The organism is Muriicola marianensis, assembly GCF_014638095.1.
In the GTDB taxonomy this organism is placed as follows: Bacteria; Bacteroidota; Bacteroidia; order Flavobacteriales; family Flavobacteriaceae; genus Muriicola; species Muriicola marianensis.
This window is the reverse complement of sequence record NZ_BMFH01000001.1, coordinates 2,281,427-2,298,370: the sequence shown is the minus strand read 5'-3', so window position 1 is coordinate 2,298,370 and position 16,944 is coordinate 2,281,427. Positions and strand designations below refer to the sequence as shown.

Genomic DNA, 16,944 nt, shown 5'->3' with positions numbered 1-16,944 from the left:
TTATCAAAGGGGAGTAATTCCTATTTTTGCAAAAAACAAACACATGTTAGAAGGCTTAAAATCAGGTGTTGAAACCATCCTTAAACAGGAGGGCCGGTCCGTAGATGAAAGGTTGCAGACCTTGTGTGAATATCTGAAGGCAGAGGTTTCGTACTACGACTGGGTTGGCTTTTATTTCCGGAACGGGGAGAAGGAGGAACTCAAACTGGGCCCTTACGCAGGAGCTCCCACAGACCATACTATCATCCCTTTCGGCAAAGGGATATGCGGCCAGGTGGCGGTTAGCAACGCCAATTTTGTAGTTCCAGATGTAACGGCCCAGGACAATTACATAGCCTGCAGTCTGACCGTCAAATCAGAGATCGTCATCCCCCTCTTTGTGGAGGGTAAGAACATTGGGCAGATCGACATCGATTCAGAAACTCCCGATCCCTTCACGGAAGAGGACGAGCGTTTCCTGGAATTCGTGAATACCGAAGTCGCCAAAATTCTTTAAAACTTTCCCTTTTTTGTTGATAAGACAGGGGCTGCCATAGGCCTTAAAAAAGTACCTTTGGAGCTCTTGCTTTACCTTTAAAATATTTTGATATGGGCACTGCCAAAAAAGCTAAATCCGCATTGATATCCGTCTTTCACAAGGACGGCCTTGAACCCATCGTAAAGAAGTTCCACGAGCTGGGCATCACCATGTATTCCACTGGGGGCACCGAATCCTTTATTCGTTCTCTGGGCCTGGAGGTCACTCCTGTGGAAGAAGTGACGAGCTATCCCTCTATTTTAGGGGGGCGCGTCAAAACCCTGCACCCCAAGGTATTCGGGGGTATTTTGAACCGGCAGGACAACGAAGGAGATGTAGCTCAGCTGGAGGAATTTGAGATCCCCCAGCTGGATATCGTGATCGTCGACCTCTATCCTTTTGAAAAAACGGTGGCTTCAGGAGCAACGGAACAGGAGATCATTGAGAAGATCGACATTGGGGGTATTTCCCTGATACGGGCAGCCGCAAAAAATTACAAGGATGTACTATGTGTGTCTTCCATGGAAGACTACAAAGAGTTTCTCGACCTGATCTCCGAAGGCAATGGAACCACCACCCTGGCCCAGCGCAAAACCTTCGCCGCCAAGGCCTTTAATGTTTCCTCTCACTACGATACAGCTATCTTCAACTATTTCAACAGAGACCACGGAATCGCCTCCCTGAAGATCAGTGAGACCAAGGGGAAGGTTCTCAGGTATGGGGAAAACCCTCACCAGAAAGGATTCTTCTTCGGGGATTTCGAAGCAATGTTCACCAAGCTGCACGGAAAAGAGCTCTCCTACAACAACCTCCTTGACGTGGATGCCGCGGTGAACCTCATGGCCGAATTCCGGAATGACCCGCCCACCTTTGCCATCCTGAAGCACAACAATGCCTGTGGACTGGCCACGAGGGATACTATTTACCAGGCTTATGTGGACGCCCTTGCCGGGGATCCCGTATCGGCCTTTGGAGGGATCCTCATCAGCAATACGGAGATCGATGCAAAGACAGCCGAGGAAATCCACAAACTCTTCTGTGAGGTCGTGATCGCCCCCTCATTCTCAGACCAGGCGCTCGATATCCTAAAAGGTAAAAAGAACCGTATCCTCCTCGTACAGAAAGAGGTCGCCCTTCCCGAGACCCTTGTCAGAACTTGTCTCAACGGGGTGCTCGTACAGGATAAAGACCACATCACGGATGCTGTGGAAGGCCTTACTTATGTAACAGAAAAAAAGCCTTCCGAAAGCGAACTGGAAGATCTGATCTTCGCCTCCAAACTCTGCAAACACACCAAATCCAACACCATCGTCCTGGCTAAAAATCGGCAGCTGTGTGCCAGCGGTACGGGCCAGACCTCCCGAGTGGATGCATTGAACCAGGCTGTGCACAAGGCGAAGTCCTTTAATTTCGACCTGGACGGGGCCGTCATGGCGAGCGATGCTTTTTTTCCGTTTCCTGACTGCGTGGAGATCGCTCACAAGAGCGGGATCAGGAGTGTGATACAGCCCGGAGGGTCGATAAAAGACCAGCTGAGTATCGACTATTGTGACGAAAATCAAATTGCCATGGTAATGACGGGGACACGTCATTTTAAACATTAATTTTACTACTTTTGTCGATGAAATACACCCGTTTATCCGAACCTAACTAAACATTCACAATGGGATTTTTTGATTTTTTAACGGAGGAGATAGCGATCGACCTCGGAACTGCCAATACCCTGATCATCCACGCAGACAAGGTGGTGGTAGACAGCCCTTCCATTGTGGCCAGGGACAGGATCACAGGCAAGATCATCGCTGTTGGGCGCGAGGCCAACCAGATGCAGGGTAAGACCCACGAGAACATCAAGACCATCCGTCCTTTGAAGGATGGGGTGATCGCAGATTTCGACGCCTCCGAGAAGATGATCAATATGTTCATCAAGAACATCCCTGCATTGAAGAAAAAATGGTTTCCCCCGGCCCTGAGAATGGTCATCTGTATCCCTTCAGGGATCACCGAGGTGGAAATGAGGGCGGTAAAAGAATCAGCAGAAAGGGTGAACGGGAAAGAAGTATACCTCATCCACGAACCCATGGCTGCCGCTATTGGTATCGGGCTGGACATCATGCAACCCAAGGGTAACATGATCGTCGATATCGGAGGGGGAACCACGGAGATCGCCGTGATCGCCCTCGGAGGGATCGTCTGTGACAAGTCGGTCAAGATCGCCGGGGACGTATTTACCAACGACATTATCTACTACATGAGGACGCAGCACAACCTCTATGTAGGAGAGACCACTGCAGAAAATATCAAGATCAAAATAGGATCGGCCACCGAAGACCTGCAATCTCCCCCGGATGAGATGTCAGTACAGGGAAGGGACCTGCTCACAGGGAAACCCAAGCAGGTATCCATCTCCTACAGGGAGATCGCCAAAGCCCTGGATAAGTCCATCCTCAGGGTAGAGGACGCCGTGATGGAGACCCTGTCACAGACCCCGCCGGAACTGGCGGCAGATATTTACAATACAGGGATCTACCTGGCAGGAGGGGGATCCATGCTCCGGGGACTCGACAGAAGGCTGTCCCAGAAAACAGACCTGCCTGTCTACATTGCTGAAGATCCGTTAAGGGCAGTCGTTCGCGGTACGGGTATAGCCCTGAAGAATTTAGAACGCTACAAGAGTATCCTCATAAAGTAATTCCCGGAAACCAGTCCGTTAATACTTAAAATCGGGATATCCGGCAGGGATGGGAGCATCCAACAGGAATAGAGCATGCAACAGATCATCAACTTCATCCTACGCAACAAGACCACCCTGCTCTATCTGTTGTTGCTTTCTCTCGGGATGGCCATGAGCATCCAATCTCATTCCTTTCACAGATCGAAGTTCCTGAATTCAGCCAACTGGCTCAGCGGGAGCATTTACAATACTCAGACCGATATAACCTCCTACTTCAATCTCAGGGAAGAGAACCAGCAGTTGGTGGAAGAAAACACCCGCTTGAAAAAGATGTTGTACAACGCTGACTTCGCCCCGGCTACAGAAACGGTAATTGATTCTTTCCCATACGGAGTGATCCCGGCACGGATCATCAAGAACAGCTACGCCCTCCGCAACAACTATATTACGCTCGACAAAGGGGCAGCCCAGGGGGTGGAACAGGATATGGGAGTGATCACTTCCATGGGGGTTTTGGGGATCGTGGAATACACCACAGACAATTTTTCAGCCGTTCAGAGCCTGTTAAACACCAAGTCTAATATCAACGCCAAGATTAAGAACACCAATAATTTTGGTTCCCTGAAGTGGAACACCCTTCGATTCGACGTAGTACAGCTGGAAGACATCCCGAGGATCGTTCCATTAAATATTGGCGATACCATCGTTACCGGGGCCATGTCGAGTATCTTTCCGGAGAACATTCCCATCGGAACCATACAGAAGATCGATCTGCAGACTTCGGAGAGTTTTTATAAAATAGACGTGGCCCTGTTCAATGATATGACCAATCTCCAAAATGTCTACATTATCACAAACAGAGACAAGGAGGAAATACAGCTTCTTGAAGAAAAGATAAACGATGACCAATAACCTGTACTTACAGAACGGCCTGCGTTTCCTGCTGCTTGTACTTGCACAGGTGCTCATCTTCAACAGGTTGAATTTCCTCGGGTTTATAAACCCCATGGTCTATATCCTTTTCCTCTACTGGTACCCAATCAAGCCGAGAAGGAGCGTCTTTATGCTGATCTGCTTTTTCCTCGGGCTGACGATAGATGTCTTTTCCGATACCCTGGCCTTCCACACAGTGGCATGTACCACTATGGCCTTTTTCCGACCGGCAATCATGCGATTTGTCTTTGGCGTGAACTACGAGTTCCAGAGTTTCAGGCTCAGCAATACCACCCGGGTACAACAAATTGCATTTTTGACGTTCTTAATATTGGGGCACCACGCGATTTTCTTTTTACTCGAGATTTTTAGTTTGTCTCATTTGCTATTACTTTTGAAAAAGATCGTATTTACGAGCGTGGGAACCCTTGTTGTGGGCACCCTGATGTTAACGCTCTTTAGTGCTGAGAAAGAATGAAAAAATTCCTGCTTTCTTCCATTATTGTCATCATAGGGATCACCTTTATCGGAAGGCTTTCCTATCTACAGATCTTTCGCACCACTGCCAATCAGGTCCTGGAGGATTCTGCCGTCCAGGCTATTTATGACTATCCGGAAAGAGGTTTTATCTACGACAGGAACGGGACGCTCCTGGTAGCCAATCAGCCGGCCTATGACGTGATGGTGATCCCAAGGGAAGTGAAACCCCTGGATACCCTCGAATTTTGTTCACTCCTGGGAATAGATAAACCCAAATTCCTAGAAAGAATGAGGAAGGCAAGGGTGTATTCCCCCAGGCTGCCCTCCGTACTGGTCCCCCAGCTCTCCAAAGCAGATTACGCCCGCCTTCAGGAGAAAATGCGCAAGTACGAAGGCTTTTACATCCAAAAGAGATCACTGCGGTACTATGACACGAACAGTGGGGCTAATGTATTGGGCTATATATCGGAGGTAAATGAGAGCGACATCAGAAGGAACCCTTACTACAAGCAGGGAGAACTCACCGGCCGGACCGGGATTGAAAAACAGTATGAGGAAGTATTAAGGGGAGTCAAGGGCGTTAAGTTCATTCAGAAAGACCGCTTTAACCGCACCATCGGTCCCTACAAGGAAGGCACTTTGGATACCCTCCCGGAGCAGGGGAAGGAGATCCGCGTGACCCTTGATAAGGAACTGCAGGAGTACGGGGAAAAGCTGATGGTCGGGAAAAGGGGTGGCATTGTAGCCCTGGAGCCCTCATCCGGGGAGATCCTGGCCCTGATCTCAGGACCTACTTATGATCCGGCACTGCTCGTGGGTAGGGAACGATCTGCCAATTACAGCAAACTCCACTACGACACCATTTCCAAACCCACCTGGGACAGGGCGCTTCTGGCACAACCTTCTCCGGGTTCTCCTTTCAAGACTCTGAATGCCCTCATCGCCCTGCAGGAAGGGGTTATGAAACCCGAAACGACCGTACGCTGCTACAATGGATTTTATGTAGGGAACAAAAAAAGGGGATGCCACTGCGGCGGCGGCCTCAGGAACATGAACAGCGGGATCTACAAATCGTGCAATGCCTATTTTGCCCAGGCGTTCAGAAAGATATACGAAAAGTATCCCACCACTGACGAGGGAATGGACGTATGGGAAAAGCACGTCAAGAGCTTCGGCCTGGGTGACTACCTGGGATACGACCTTCCAACAGGAAGAAAGGGGCGCATTCCGGATAAGGCGTATTACGACCGGGTATACGGGGATAACCGTTGGGCTTCGTCCTTTATTATTTCCAATGCTATCGGGCAAGGCGAAGTAGCCGCCACTCCTATTCAACTGGCCAATATGACTGCGGCTATTGCCAACAGGGGCTATTATTTCACCCCTCATATCATCAAAGAGATCGGAGGGGAACCGGTAAGCGACCCCAAGTTTACTACTCCTCATTATACGACGATTGACAAGAAGCACTTTGATCCGATCGTTCAGGGGATGGCCGATGTATATACCCAGGGCACGGCCAAGTGGCTTCAGATCCCCGGGATAGAAATTGCCGGGAAAACAGGAACAGTAGAGAATTTTACCAAGATAGACGGCGTAAGGACTCAGCTCACTGACCATTCGCTCTTCGTCGCCTTTGCACCGGTGGACAATCCCAAAATCGCATTGGCTGTCTATATTGAACACGGATATTACGGTGCCCGCTACGCCGGGCATATCGCCTCCCTCCTGATCGAAAAATACCTCAAAGGGGAGATCACCCGAACAGATCTTGAAAAACGAATGCTGGAAAAGACCCTGGAGGCAGAGTACGCCAAACCGTACAGCGGGGAAGAGTTCAAGATCAATGAATATGTCTGGTAAAAGTGTCTTTAAAAGGGTAGACTGGCTGACCATCTTCCTCTATCTGATGCTGGTGGGCATAGGCTGGGTGAATATTTATTCCACAACCCTTACGGATGAGGGAAATGCCTTGCTCGACTTCAGTCAGCTTTACGGCAAACAACTCTTCTTTATCGGCGCATCCCTCATTGCGGCATTGATCTTTCTCAACCTGGAAGCTCATTTCTATGAGCGTTTCTCCAGCCTGCTCTATATCATCACCATGGTCCTCCTTCTCGGACTTTTTGTCTTTGGCAAGAACATCGCAGGGGCCACTTCCTGGTACAGCCTGGGGTTTTTTAACCTCCAGCCTTCAGAGCTCGCAAAATTCACCACGGCCCTGGCCCTGGCAAAATACCTCAGCGATATTCAGACCGATATCAAAAAAAGAAAGGATCAGCTGTTTGCACTGCTTATTATCCTGATCCCCGTATTGCTTATCATACCTCAGCCGGACCCCGGTAGTGCCCTGGTATTCCTCGCTTTGGTCTTTGTCCTTTTCCGGGAAGGTTTTCCTCTTTTTTACCTGCTGATCGCCCTGGTAGCTCTGATCGTCTTTATCACTACCCTTATGTTCGGCACCATATGGGTGAGTATCAGCCTGGCCCTGCTTATAGCTGTCTTTCTCCTGGTAAAAAAAGCGAGCTTTAAAGTGCCCCTTTTTCCTCTTTTCACATTCTTTTTTCTCGCTGTTATCTTTTCCCTCTCGGTGAATTTTGTGTTCGAGAACGTGTTCGAACAGAGACACCGCGACCGCTTCAGCCTTTGGCTGAGACTGGAAAAGGACCCTGAAAAACTGGAGGAGATCCGAAAGACCATAGGATACAACACCTACCAGTCTGAAAAAGCCATTGAATCGGGCGGAGGTTTCGGCAAGGGTTTCCTGGAAGGGACCCGGACCAAAGGAGATTTTGTCCCTGAGCAACATACCGACTACATCTTTAGCACTGTGGGTGAGGAATGGGGCTTTATGGGAACGGCCACTGTGGTGATCCTGTTTACGGCCCTGCTGTTGAGGCTGGTTGCCCTGGCAGAACGCCAGAAGAGCGATTTCAGCAGGATGTACGGATACGGGGTCATTTCCATCCTATTGATCCACTATTTTATCAATGTTGGCATGGTGATCGGCATCCTGCCCACTATCGGTATACCCCTGCCCTTCTTCAGTTATGGTGGCTCTGCCCTTATCGGGTTTACCGCCCTGCTGTTTATCTTTCTGAAACTGGATGCCAACAGGCTGAACGAATGGCTTTAAAACGGCCAGGATGAGCCTTCTATCGCCTCTTCCAGGCGATCCTCCTGCCTGTCCTCCATCGATTTGAAGAAGTCAATTCCTGTCTCCTCCTCCAGCTGGTCTATGCTTACCCTAAAAGCTTCTAATGGCTGGGAAGTTTCCCTATGAGGAATTAAAAAAGCGACAGTCTCCAGGTCTCCGTTATTTTGCCTTACCACTATCTTATAAAATGCCCTTGGTACTGATACTTCTTCGTACCCTATTGACGGTAATCCTTTCCTGAGCACACCTCCGGTGATCACATACAGGGTGTCATACTTCCTGGCCCAGTTCCGCACCTGTATCTCCAAACGGTTCCATACCCCGGCATTGAAATCCGGGTCCATCGGACTGATATTACTTGTGTAAAAGGTCTCATTGTAAGCCGATTCGGAAAATCTGCGGTCTCCGGCCGGACAAAGATGACCCCTGTCATAGCCCGAATTCTTGTAGTTCCTCCAATCGGCAGAAGCAGTTTTAACCCAGGGATCTTTCTCAAAAAAAGGCCGTCGGCGATCATCGTTTGTCAGGTGTGATCGCGTGAGCGTATATGCCACCCACCGGGCCTGTTCGTGCTGCTCACTGTATTCCAGGGAATAGAAGGCGTGCTTGATAACATCCCCTCTGAGGGTGCCGGGCTCAACGAATTCAGGAAGGACCATCTTTTGATCGGGTTCAACCCGGGTCCACCAGGGCAGGAAGTATTGTTCGATCACCCAGAAGAGGATGATCACTGCTGCCAGTAAAACGGTATAAATGATCCTGTTCTTTCTCGTCCTGCGCATAGGGTTTCTTCGCTTTCTTAAAGCGGAGCTAAAATACAGGAATTCTGCAGATAAGGACCTACCTTTGAGGTGTAAGGATTACGCTTGTCCTTCGACCATTTAGACTCTTGGAATTAATAAATCTAAATACGTAAACAATCCTATGCTCACCTGGAAAGACGTCATACATTATTCTGTTCACGGTAATCCCAAACCCGACAAGAGAGTTGAGAAAACGGAAGCCGAATGGCAGGAGGCCCTGAGCCCGGAACAGTTCAGGATCACCCGTAAAAAGGGAACAGAGGCACCCCACTCGGGAGCCCTGTGCAGTATATATGAAGCCGGCAAGTACGCCTGTGTATGCTGTGGCACCCCCCTGTTTGATTCTACCATCAAATTCGATTCCGGAACAGGCTGGCCCAGTTTCACCCAGCCCATCAAAGAGAATGCTATCCAGTATGAAAAGGACACCTCCTACGGGATGGTCAGGGTAGAGGTCATGTGCAATACCTGCGATGCCCACCTCGGACATGTATTTCCCGACGGACCTGCTCCCAGTGGGCTGAGGTACTGCATCAATTCCGAATCTATGGAACTCATACAAAACGCAGCCGATCATGAATAGCCCTAAGGTTGGGATCGCCACGGTGGGTGGCGGGTGCTTCTGGTGTACAGAGGCCATTTTTCAGGAAGTAAGGGGAATTCACAAGGTCGTCTCCGGCTACACGGGGGGCAATGCTCCCGGGAGGCCGACATACAGGGAAGTCTGTTCAGGCCTTACCGGACATGCGGAGGTGGTACAGGTCACTTTTGACCCTGATGTGATCTCCTACCACGACCTGCTCGTGATCTTTATGACCACACACGACCCGACCACCCTGAACCGGCAGGGGGCAGATGTAGGCGCCCAGTACCGTTCGGTTATCTATTACCACGATGAGGAGCAGCACAAGACGGCAACAAAAGTCATTCAGGAACTCGCAGATTCCTTCGATGCCCCTATCGTCACCGAGGTGAGTCCGCTCGAAACCTTTTACGAAGCAGAAGATTACCACCAGGATTATTACCGAAATAATCCGAGGCAGGGGTACTGCAGCTACGTGATTACCCCTAAGCTGAATAAGCTGCGAAAGCTGCATGCCGACAAGCTTGGGTAGGCCTGAGAAGGACAATACCATAAAAAAAGGCCCTCAATGGGGCCTTTTCCTTTATTTTTAACGTATCTGTTATCCTTTGATGTGGGCGAGTTTGTCGCTGTTCATCCTGTCATCCCTCAGGTCTTTTAGTACGTTCACGGCTTCTTCTATATAGACGTCTTTCACCAGGTTCTTATGCCAGCGTTCCCTCTTTTCTTTCAGGAGGGTGTCCTGGGTAAACAGCTCCTGTTCATACTTGACAGATTCGAAGGTAAGCTGGGAATCGTACTCGGATAATTTCTTGAAGTAATCCGATTTTTCCCTGTTCGCCTTATCCCTTGCCTTGTACAGGTCGTAATTCAGGGTAACGGTCATTTCGTCCTGCTGATCTTTGAGCCATTTCGCATTTTCCTCAATCAGTTTTACCTGTGGATTCTGAGCGATACGCTTATTGCTGTTTTCGATGATCTTTTCGAAGTCGATATTACCATCCCAAACCCTGTAATTGGCAGGATTGATCTTGTCCCAGCTCATGGCGGTGGGCTGTCCTTTTTCTCCGAGAACGATATACCTGTAACGGTCCGGAATAACAATGTCACTCTTCACCCCTTCGAGCTGGTTGGATTCCCCGTTCACACGGTAGAATTTCTGGATGGTCACCTTGATAGCTCCCAGGTCACCATATTCATTCACGTGAACAACGTTCTCCAGGGGGTACATTGTTTGTACCGTACCCTTTCCAAAGGTCTGGCTGCTTCCGATGATGATGGCCCGCTTGTAATCCTGCATGGCAGCGGCAAGGATCTCAGAGGCTGAGGCAGAAAATTCGTTGACGAGGATCACCAGGGGTCCGTCCCACTGTATCCGCTCGTCCTTGTCCTCATAGACCATTTTATCGTTGTCAGAAGCCCGAACCTGCACCACAGGCCCGTCCTTGATGAACAACCCGGCCATGTCGATAGCCGTCCGCAGGGATCCCCCTCCGTTGTCGCGAAGGTCCAGGATGAGTCCTTCCATCCCTTCTCCCTTCAGTCGTTCGATCTCCTTAGCCACGTCTGTAGCTGCATTTCGATCGTTGTAATTCTTGAAGTCTGCATAGAATCCGGGCAGTTGTATCAAGCCAAATTTCTTATCCTCATCAATGATCTTTGCCGACTTGGCGTATTGTTCTTCCAGCTCCACGATATCTCGTACCACGGTCACCTCTTCAATGGTACCGTCTACCTTCCTCACAGTGAGGTATACCTTGGTCCCTTTGGGTCCCTTGATGAGTTTTACGGCGTCATCGAGGGGCATACCAACAATATTGACTGGAGTCTCATTCTCCTGCCCTACCTTGATGATCTCGTCACCTACTTCGAGCAACTGCCCGCGCCATACGGGACCTCCGGAGATGATCTCCACGATCTTGGCACCTTCCGGTTCCGGTTGCAACCGGGCGCCAATCCCCTCAAAACGGCCTGAGATCTGACGGTCAAAATAATCCTTATCCTCAGGGGCAAAATAGGAAGTATGGGGGTCGAACTTGTCTACGATAGAATTGATATACTGCGCAAAGCGGTCCTTGCGCTCCATATTGTCCACAAAGTCGAAAAACTCTTCCAGTGTCTGTCTGGTGACATCCCGGGCTTCCTTTTCCACTTCTCTTTCTGTCAGGGTGACGTAGTTGGGGTCGTCCTTCTTTTTCTGGATCTCGTCCTTCAATTTGGAATCAAAGGTATTCAGGGTCCAGAATTTGAGTTGTTTCCTCCACCTCTCTTTCAGCTCCGCCCTGGAATTGGTAAAAGGCCTTTTATCGTAATCGGAGTTGATGGACTCCTCCACGGTATAGTCAAAAGGCTCGTCCAGGATCTCTGAGATCAATACTTTGACCTCCCCTATTCTCTTCGCATACCTTTCATTTACCAGGTTGAAGAAGGAAATATCCGTATTCTTGATCTGGTCGTCTATCTGGAACTTGTATTGTTCAAAATCCCGAATATCCTCCGCCAGAAAATACCTCTTGGTGGGATCCAGGACGTCGATGAAATCCTCGTAAACCGCCACGGACAGGTCGTCGTTGATAGCCTTGGGGGAATAGTGTCCTTTTTCCAGGATGTAGGTGATGATATCTAATAAAAGCTTGTCCTTGTCATTGTTTTCAAAGCTCTTGTTCGTAAAACTGCAGGAAGCCACAGCGATCAGAACAGCCAGAAAACCTAAAGCCAGATTCCTTTTCATGTACTTTTTGTTTCTTCAGATTAAAGACTAAGAGGAACGCCCTAAAAACCTGAGGTTGATAAAATTAATCAGTCCCTAAGATAGAGAAAAAACCATGCCAATAATTGCCCCTGGCGATAATTTTTTGTTAAAGGCCGTCCGCACTAATCCTCAGTAAAAACGTATTTTTACGGCTTAAAGTATGCGCGATGAGCAAACCTTTGATCCTGGTGACAAACGATGACGGAATTACGGCTCCGGGATTGCGCACCCTGGTGCGGTGCATGAAGGAACTCGGAGAGGTGGTCGTGGTGGCCCCGGACAGTCCGCAATCAGGGATGGGACATGCCATTACCCTGGACAATACCCTCTATTCTCAAAGGGTGGTGATCGACCCGGAAAAAGGGGCTCCCAGGGAATACAGCTGCAGCGGAACCCCTGCCGACTGTGTAAAACTGGCCCTGCAGGAATTGTTGGGCCGCAGACCCGACATCTGCGTGAGCGGGATCAACCACGGTTCCAACGCCTCCATCAATGTCATTTATTCGGGAACCATGAGCGCCGCCATAGAGGCGGGGATCGAAGGCATTCCCGCCATAGGATTCTCCCTTTGTGACTATTCCTGGGAGGCGGATTTCACCCCGGCTGAGGAAGCGGTAAAACAGATCGTTTCAGAAGCACTTCAACACGGGATCCCCAAGGGAGTAGTGCTCAATGTCAACATCCCTAAAGTAGCTGACGGGGAACTTAAAGGCATCAAGGTCTGCAGGCAGGCCCGGGCCAACTGGAAGGAAAAATTCGACAAGCGTACCAACCCCTCCGGGAAGGACTACTACTGGCTCACAGGGGAGTTTCAGCTCCTCGACAAAGGGGAGGACACTGACGAATGGGCCCTGTCTCAGGGGTATATCTCCGTGGTGCCCACCCAATTCGACCTGACGGCGCATTTTGCCATTCAAGATATCAATACCTGGAATTTACATGAACACTAAAAAAGAAATAGCCATCGGCCTGGCCGTGGGAATCATTGCCAATGTCTTCGGCACTTTACTCTATATCCTTATTTTTTCCGATCTGGGTATCACAGAGACCCTGGAGGTTGCCCGAGAACAGGATCACCTGGGGAGCCTGGTGGCCCTCGGGGCCATTCTGAACCTCCTGGCATTTTTCGGATTCCTGAGGATCAAAAGAGACCAAAGGGCCAAGGGAGTGCTGATCGCAACCTTGCTGGCCGCCCTGGTAATCCTATTCTACAAGGTATTCTGACATGAAATACTACATCATAGCAGGGGAAGCTTCAGGAGACCTTCACGGGTCTAACCTGATCCGGGCCTTGAAAAAAGCAGATCCCGGGGCTGATATTCGTTGCTGGGGTGGGGATTTGATGGAAGAGGCCGGAGGAACCATCGTCAAGCACTATAAAGAAATGTCCTTTATGGGCTTTGCTGAGGTGCTTGCAAACATCCGGCAAATCTTCAAAAATATCGCCTTTTGTAAAGAGGATATCAGTGCCTTCAGACCTGACGTGATCATTTTTATTGATTTTTCTGGTTTTAACCTCCGGATCGCTTCCTGGGCGAAAGCCGAGGGGTACCGGACAAATTATTACATCTCTCCCCAGGTATGGGCTTCCCGGGAAGGCAGGGTCAGGAAGATCAGGTCTTCCATAGACGAAATGTACGTTATCCTGCCCTTTGAAAAACAATTCTATGAAGAGAAGCACGGGTTTCCGGTTCATTATGTGGGCCACCCCCTGCTGGATGCCATCGAAGCGAAAGGATCAGCCGATTCCTCGGCATTCCGCGAGAAACACGGCCTGTCTGAAGGGAAGGAGATCATCGCCCTTCTTCCGGGGAGCCGGAAACAGGAGGTGGAGAAAATGCTCTCTCTCATGCTTTCCGTTGTCCCTCAGTTTCCGGAGTACGAATTTGTGATCGCCGGTGCTCCCAGCCTGGACACAGAATTCTATTCTCGATTTACAAAAGAAAGTCGGGTACACTTTGTCAGAGGGGAGACCTATGCCCTCCTTCAGTGCGCAAAGGCCGCCCTGGTCACCAGCGGCACGGCCACCTTGGAAACGGCTCTTTTCAAAGTCCCACAAGTGGTCTGTTACAAAGGAAACTGGATCTCCTACCAGATCGCAAAACGCATCATCACCCTGAAATACATCTCCCTGGTGAACCTCATCATGGACAGGGAAGTGGTGACAGAGCTCATCCAGAACGACCTAACCCACAAGGCCCTGGTGCGGGAGCTAAAGGCTATCCTCACAGGCCCCAAAAGGGAAGCCCTCTTGAAGTCATATGAAGAGCTCGAAGCCAAACTGGGCGGGGGCGGGGCCAGCGAAAAAGCAGCCCGGATGATCGTAGACTCTCTTAAAAACTCCTGAAAAGGAGTTCTAAGAATCAGCGAGTATTTACTTTCCGCTGAATTCCCACTTCAGAAATAATTTATAATTTTGGTTACAAGGTGCCCCTTTTTTACCGTCTATGTGGAGAAAAAACCTTGTTCTGATCCTTTGCCTGACAGCCCTGTCCTGTGGGGTTGTAAAAAAACGTACCACCTACGGATCCGGGTATTCGGTCACCGTTGAGGCCGATGACCCCCCAACAGAGACTCTCCGGGATTCCATTCTTTCAGACGGTACTGAGATCGCTGAAGCCCCGGAACGGATTTACCTCGACAAATCCGAACAGGTCATCAATACCGCCCTTACCTATACCGGGGTGAAGTATAAGTACGGGGGGACGACCCGGAAAGGTATGGATTGTTCCGGCCTGATGTACATCACCTTCCAGGAGCACGACATCTACCTGCCCAGGGTTTCGTTTTACATGGCCAACGAAGGGAGGAAGATCTCCCTGGAAGAGGTCAGCAAGGGCGACCTGCTGTTTTTTACTACTTCTAACCGAAGAAAACGAATCAACCACGTAGGGCTTGTTGTAGAGGTGGAAGGGGATGATATCCGCTTTATCCACTCCACCACTTCCCGGGGGGTGATCGTCTCTTCCCTCAAGGAGGGTTACTGGAACTACGCTTTTGTGAAGGCCACGAGAATCCTATGAGATGCATCCCCTGGATTTCATCTCCGTACGGGTATGCCTGACTTTTGTAGTCGGTATCATCCTCGGATGGTCCTTTCCTACAGAACCTGTCAATATCTTTCTCCCGCTGGGGTTGAGTTTTACTTTCCTGCTTTTGACCTTCGTTTTTGAAAACTACAGGCAAGGAATCCTCTTCGGTTTCGCCCTGGTCTGTACCTCTGTCTGCCTGGGATTTTTCTCCATTTCCCTTTCCCAGCCACGCTTCAGGCCTGATCATTATAGTCACGTTTTGCAAGAGGATATCAATATTTGGGAGGCCAGGGTAAAAGAATCCCTGAAATCTTCGGGGTATTATCACAAGTACCTCCTGGAAGTGAGTTCTCTGAACGGACATGGGGCGAGCGGCCTTATCCTTGGACTGGAGAAAAGGAAAGAACAACCCGGATTTAAGGCTGAGAGTCGGCTGCTTTTCACAGGGAAGATCAAACCCATTCCGCCCCCTTTCAACCCCTATCAATTTGCTTATGACGAGTATATGGAGGTGAGAGGCGTCTATGACCAGGTGATCCTGAAGGAGGGCAACTACATCGTACAAGATCCGGAAGGATACTCAATTAGAGGGAGGGCCCAAAGAATAAGGGAAGGTGTGATTGAAGCCCTGCAAGCTACTTCTGTAGGTCGTGAAGAACTGGGAGTGATACAGGCGATACTTCTGGGGGAAAGAGACGATCTGGATCCGGAGGTATATCGTCAATACCGGGATGCCGGGGCTGCCCACATCCTGGCGGTATCCGGACTTCATATCGGGATCCTGTTATTGCTGATCCGATTCTTCCTGAGCCCCCTGTCCTCCCTTCGCCATGGCAAGACATGGACCGCCCTCCTCACCATCAGCCTCATCTGGGTCTACTCCCTGTTCACCGGCCTCTCCCCTTCCGTGGTCAGGGCAGCTGCCATGTTCTCCTTCCTCTCCTATGCCCTGTTCCTCAACAGGCCCTCGAATACGGTGAACATCCTGGCAATATCGGCTTTATTTATCCTGGTAATTGAGCCCCGTTTCCTGTTCCAGGTAGGGTTTCAGCTCAGCTATGCCGCCGTGCTGGCCATTGCCTGGATCTTCCCGGTCCTGATGAGAGCCTGGTATCCCAGAAACAGGCTCCTGAGACGTTTGTGGAAACTGACAGCCGTGAGCCTGGCCGCACAGCTAGGGGTCATGCCCCTCTGCCTGTTTTACTTCCATCAGTTCCCGGGCCTGTTCCTCCTGTCTGCCCTCCTTCTGGTGCCTTTCCTGGGACTGATCATTGGAATTGGGATACCTGTAGTCATCCTGGCCACACTTAACAGCCTGCCCGATACAATCGCCCTGGGCTATTCTGCAGTGATCGGTAGAATGAATGACATTGTCGGGAGCATTGCTGCACAGGAGACCTTTATTTTTCGAGACATTCCTTTAGACAAAATCTCCCTCCTGCTGCTGTACCTGCTCCTGGTCTTCCTGCTCATAAATTTTCAAAAACCCAGGTTCAGAAACCTGGCCTTACTGGGATTGTCCGTCCTGTGCCTGCAGGGGTGGACCTTTTATCAGAAACAAAAATTTGCCGGACACCAGGAGACTGTCTTGCTACACAGGGTCGGCAATAGCGGGATTCTGTATCAGGAAGGTAGGGATCTTCGGCTGCTGAGTCCCGATCCGGAATACCTCAAACCCCTGGCAGCGTCCTTTGGCATGCACAGGCACCTGACATCACTCTCAATTCAGGACCTGCCCCGGGCTTTTTCCCTGGGGATGGAATCCTGGATTGTCATCGACAGCACAGCAAGGATTCCCAAACAGGCCAAACAAATATCAGGCCTTTTGCTGATTCAATCCCCGAAAGTGCATCTGGGTCGGCTTCTGGAAGAACTCAGACCTCAAATAGTAGTAGCCGACGGAAGTAATTACCGCCAATACGCAGAACGCTGGGAACAAACATGCAGGGAATATGGAGTCCCATTTTATTCAACTGCGCAAACAGGTGCCCTGAGCCTGGACAGATTTTGATC

The 16,944-nt window shown here is 50.0% G+C and carries 16 protein-coding genes; 14 read left to right on the top strand and 2 right to left on the bottom strand.

Going from position 1 to position 16,944, the window contains the following annotated elements:
- The first annotated feature begins 43 nt into the window (after nt 1–43).
- The 7 genes from IEV19_RS10510 to rodA all read left to right on the top strand — a co-directional run bounded on the left by IEV19_RS10510 (nt 44) and on the right by rodA (nt 7,740).
- Nucleotides 44–496 (top strand): XrtF-associated fRMsr-like GAF protein, encoded by a 453-nt coding sequence (locus tag IEV19_RS10510; protein WP_188370602.1) that lies wholly within the window; start codon nt 44–46, stop codon nt 494–496.
- Nucleotides 497–588: 92 nt separating this feature from the next.
- Nucleotides 589–2,121 (top strand): bifunctional phosphoribosylaminoimidazolecarboxamide formyltransferase/IMP cyclohydrolase, encoded by a 1,533-nt coding sequence (gene purH / locus IEV19_RS10505; protein ID WP_188370601.1) that lies wholly within the window; start codon nt 589–591, stop codon nt 2,119–2,121.
- Between the two features lie 59 nt (nt 2,122–2,180).
- Entirely contained in the window at nt 2,181–3,209 is a 1,029-nt protein-coding gene (locus tag IEV19_RS10500; RefSeq protein ID WP_129605807.1) for a rod shape-determining protein, read from the top strand.
- 75 nt (nt 3,210–3,284) lie between these two features.
- A complete protein-coding gene (mreC, locus tag IEV19_RS10495) occupies nt 3,285–4,103 on the top strand; it encodes a rod shape-determining protein MreC (protein WP_188370600.1) in 819 nt (272 codons plus the stop codon).
- A complete protein-coding gene (locus tag IEV19_RS10490) occupies nt 4,093–4,602 on the top strand; it encodes a rod shape-determining protein MreD (protein WP_188370599.1) in 510 nt (169 codons plus the stop codon). Before mreC ends, IEV19_RS10490 begins: the two co-directional genes overlap by 11 nt.
- Nucleotides 4,599–6,467, top strand: coding sequence for a penicillin-binding protein 2 (mrdA, locus tag IEV19_RS10485; RefSeq protein ID WP_188370598.1), 1,869 nt, complete (start codon nt 4,599–4,601; stop codon nt 6,465–6,467). The genes IEV19_RS10490 and mrdA overlap by 4 nt, the downstream gene beginning before the upstream one ends.
- Entirely contained in the window at nt 6,457–7,740 is a 1,284-nt protein-coding gene (gene rodA / locus IEV19_RS10480) for a rod shape-determining protein RodA (RefSeq protein ID WP_188370597.1), read from the top strand. The genes mrdA and rodA overlap by 11 nt, the downstream gene beginning before the upstream one ends.
- Here rodA and IEV19_RS10475 read toward each other — a convergent pair.
- Complete coding sequence (locus tag IEV19_RS10475; RefSeq protein WP_188370596.1) at nt 7,737–8,543, bottom strand: DNA/RNA non-specific endonuclease; 807 nt, start codon at nt 8,541–8,543, stop codon at nt 7,737–7,739. The genes rodA and IEV19_RS10475 overlap by 4 nt on opposite strands.
- A 142-nt stretch (nt 8,544–8,685) precedes the next feature.
- Between IEV19_RS10475 and msrB the strand changes: the two genes are divergently transcribed.
- Both msrB and msrA read left to right on the top strand, forming a co-directional pair.
- Nucleotides 8,686–9,147, top strand: coding sequence for a peptide-methionine (R)-S-oxide reductase MsrB (gene msrB, locus IEV19_RS10470; protein ID WP_188370595.1), 462 nt, complete (start codon nt 8,686–8,688; stop codon nt 9,145–9,147).
- A complete protein-coding gene (msrA, locus tag IEV19_RS10465) occupies nt 9,140–9,679 on the top strand; it encodes a peptide-methionine (S)-S-oxide reductase MsrA (protein ID WP_188370594.1) in 540 nt (179 codons plus the stop codon). The genes msrB and msrA overlap by 8 nt, the downstream gene beginning before the upstream one ends.
- A gap of 69 nt (nt 9,680–9,748) precedes the next feature.
- Here msrA and IEV19_RS10460 read toward each other — a convergent pair whose 3' ends face one another.
- A complete protein-coding gene (locus tag IEV19_RS10460) occupies nt 9,749–11,878 on the bottom strand; it encodes a carboxy terminal-processing peptidase (RefSeq protein WP_188370593.1) in 2,130 nt (709 codons plus the stop codon).
- Nucleotides 11,879–12,066: 188 nt separating this feature from the next.
- Here IEV19_RS10460 and surE point away from each other — a divergent pair, with 188 nt between their 5' ends.
- The 5 genes from surE to IEV19_RS10435 all read left to right on the top strand — a co-directional run bounded on the left by surE (nt 12,067) and on the right by IEV19_RS10435 (nt 16,942).
- Nucleotides 12,067–12,849 carry a 5'/3'-nucleotidase SurE gene (gene surE, locus IEV19_RS10455; protein ID WP_188370592.1) on the top strand — a complete coding sequence of 261 codons (783 nt, stop codon included), beginning with the start codon at nt 12,067–12,069 and terminating at the stop codon, nt 12,847–12,849.
- Nucleotides 12,839–13,123, top strand: a complete 285-nt coding sequence (locus IEV19_RS10450) for a hypothetical protein (protein WP_188370591.1) — start codon at nt 12,839–12,841, stop codon at nt 13,121–13,123. Before surE ends, IEV19_RS10450 begins: the two co-directional genes overlap by 11 nt.
- Nucleotide 13,124: 1 nt before the next feature.
- A complete protein-coding gene (gene lpxB, locus IEV19_RS10445) occupies nt 13,125–14,246 on the top strand; it encodes a lipid-A-disaccharide synthase (protein ID WP_188370590.1) in 1,122 nt (373 codons plus the stop codon).
- Nucleotides 14,247–14,346: 100 nt separating this feature from the next.
- Nucleotides 14,347–14,922 carry a C40 family peptidase gene (locus tag IEV19_RS10440; RefSeq protein ID WP_188370589.1) on the top strand — a complete coding sequence of 192 codons (576 nt, stop codon included), beginning with the start codon at nt 14,347–14,349 and terminating at the stop codon, nt 14,920–14,922.
- A gap of 1 nt (nt 14,923) precedes the next feature.
- Nucleotides 14,924–16,942, top strand: coding sequence for a ComEC/Rec2 family competence protein (locus tag IEV19_RS10435; protein ID WP_188370588.1), 2,019 nt, complete (start codon nt 14,924–14,926; stop codon nt 16,940–16,942).
- Nucleotides 16,943–16,944: the final 2 nt, after the last annotated feature.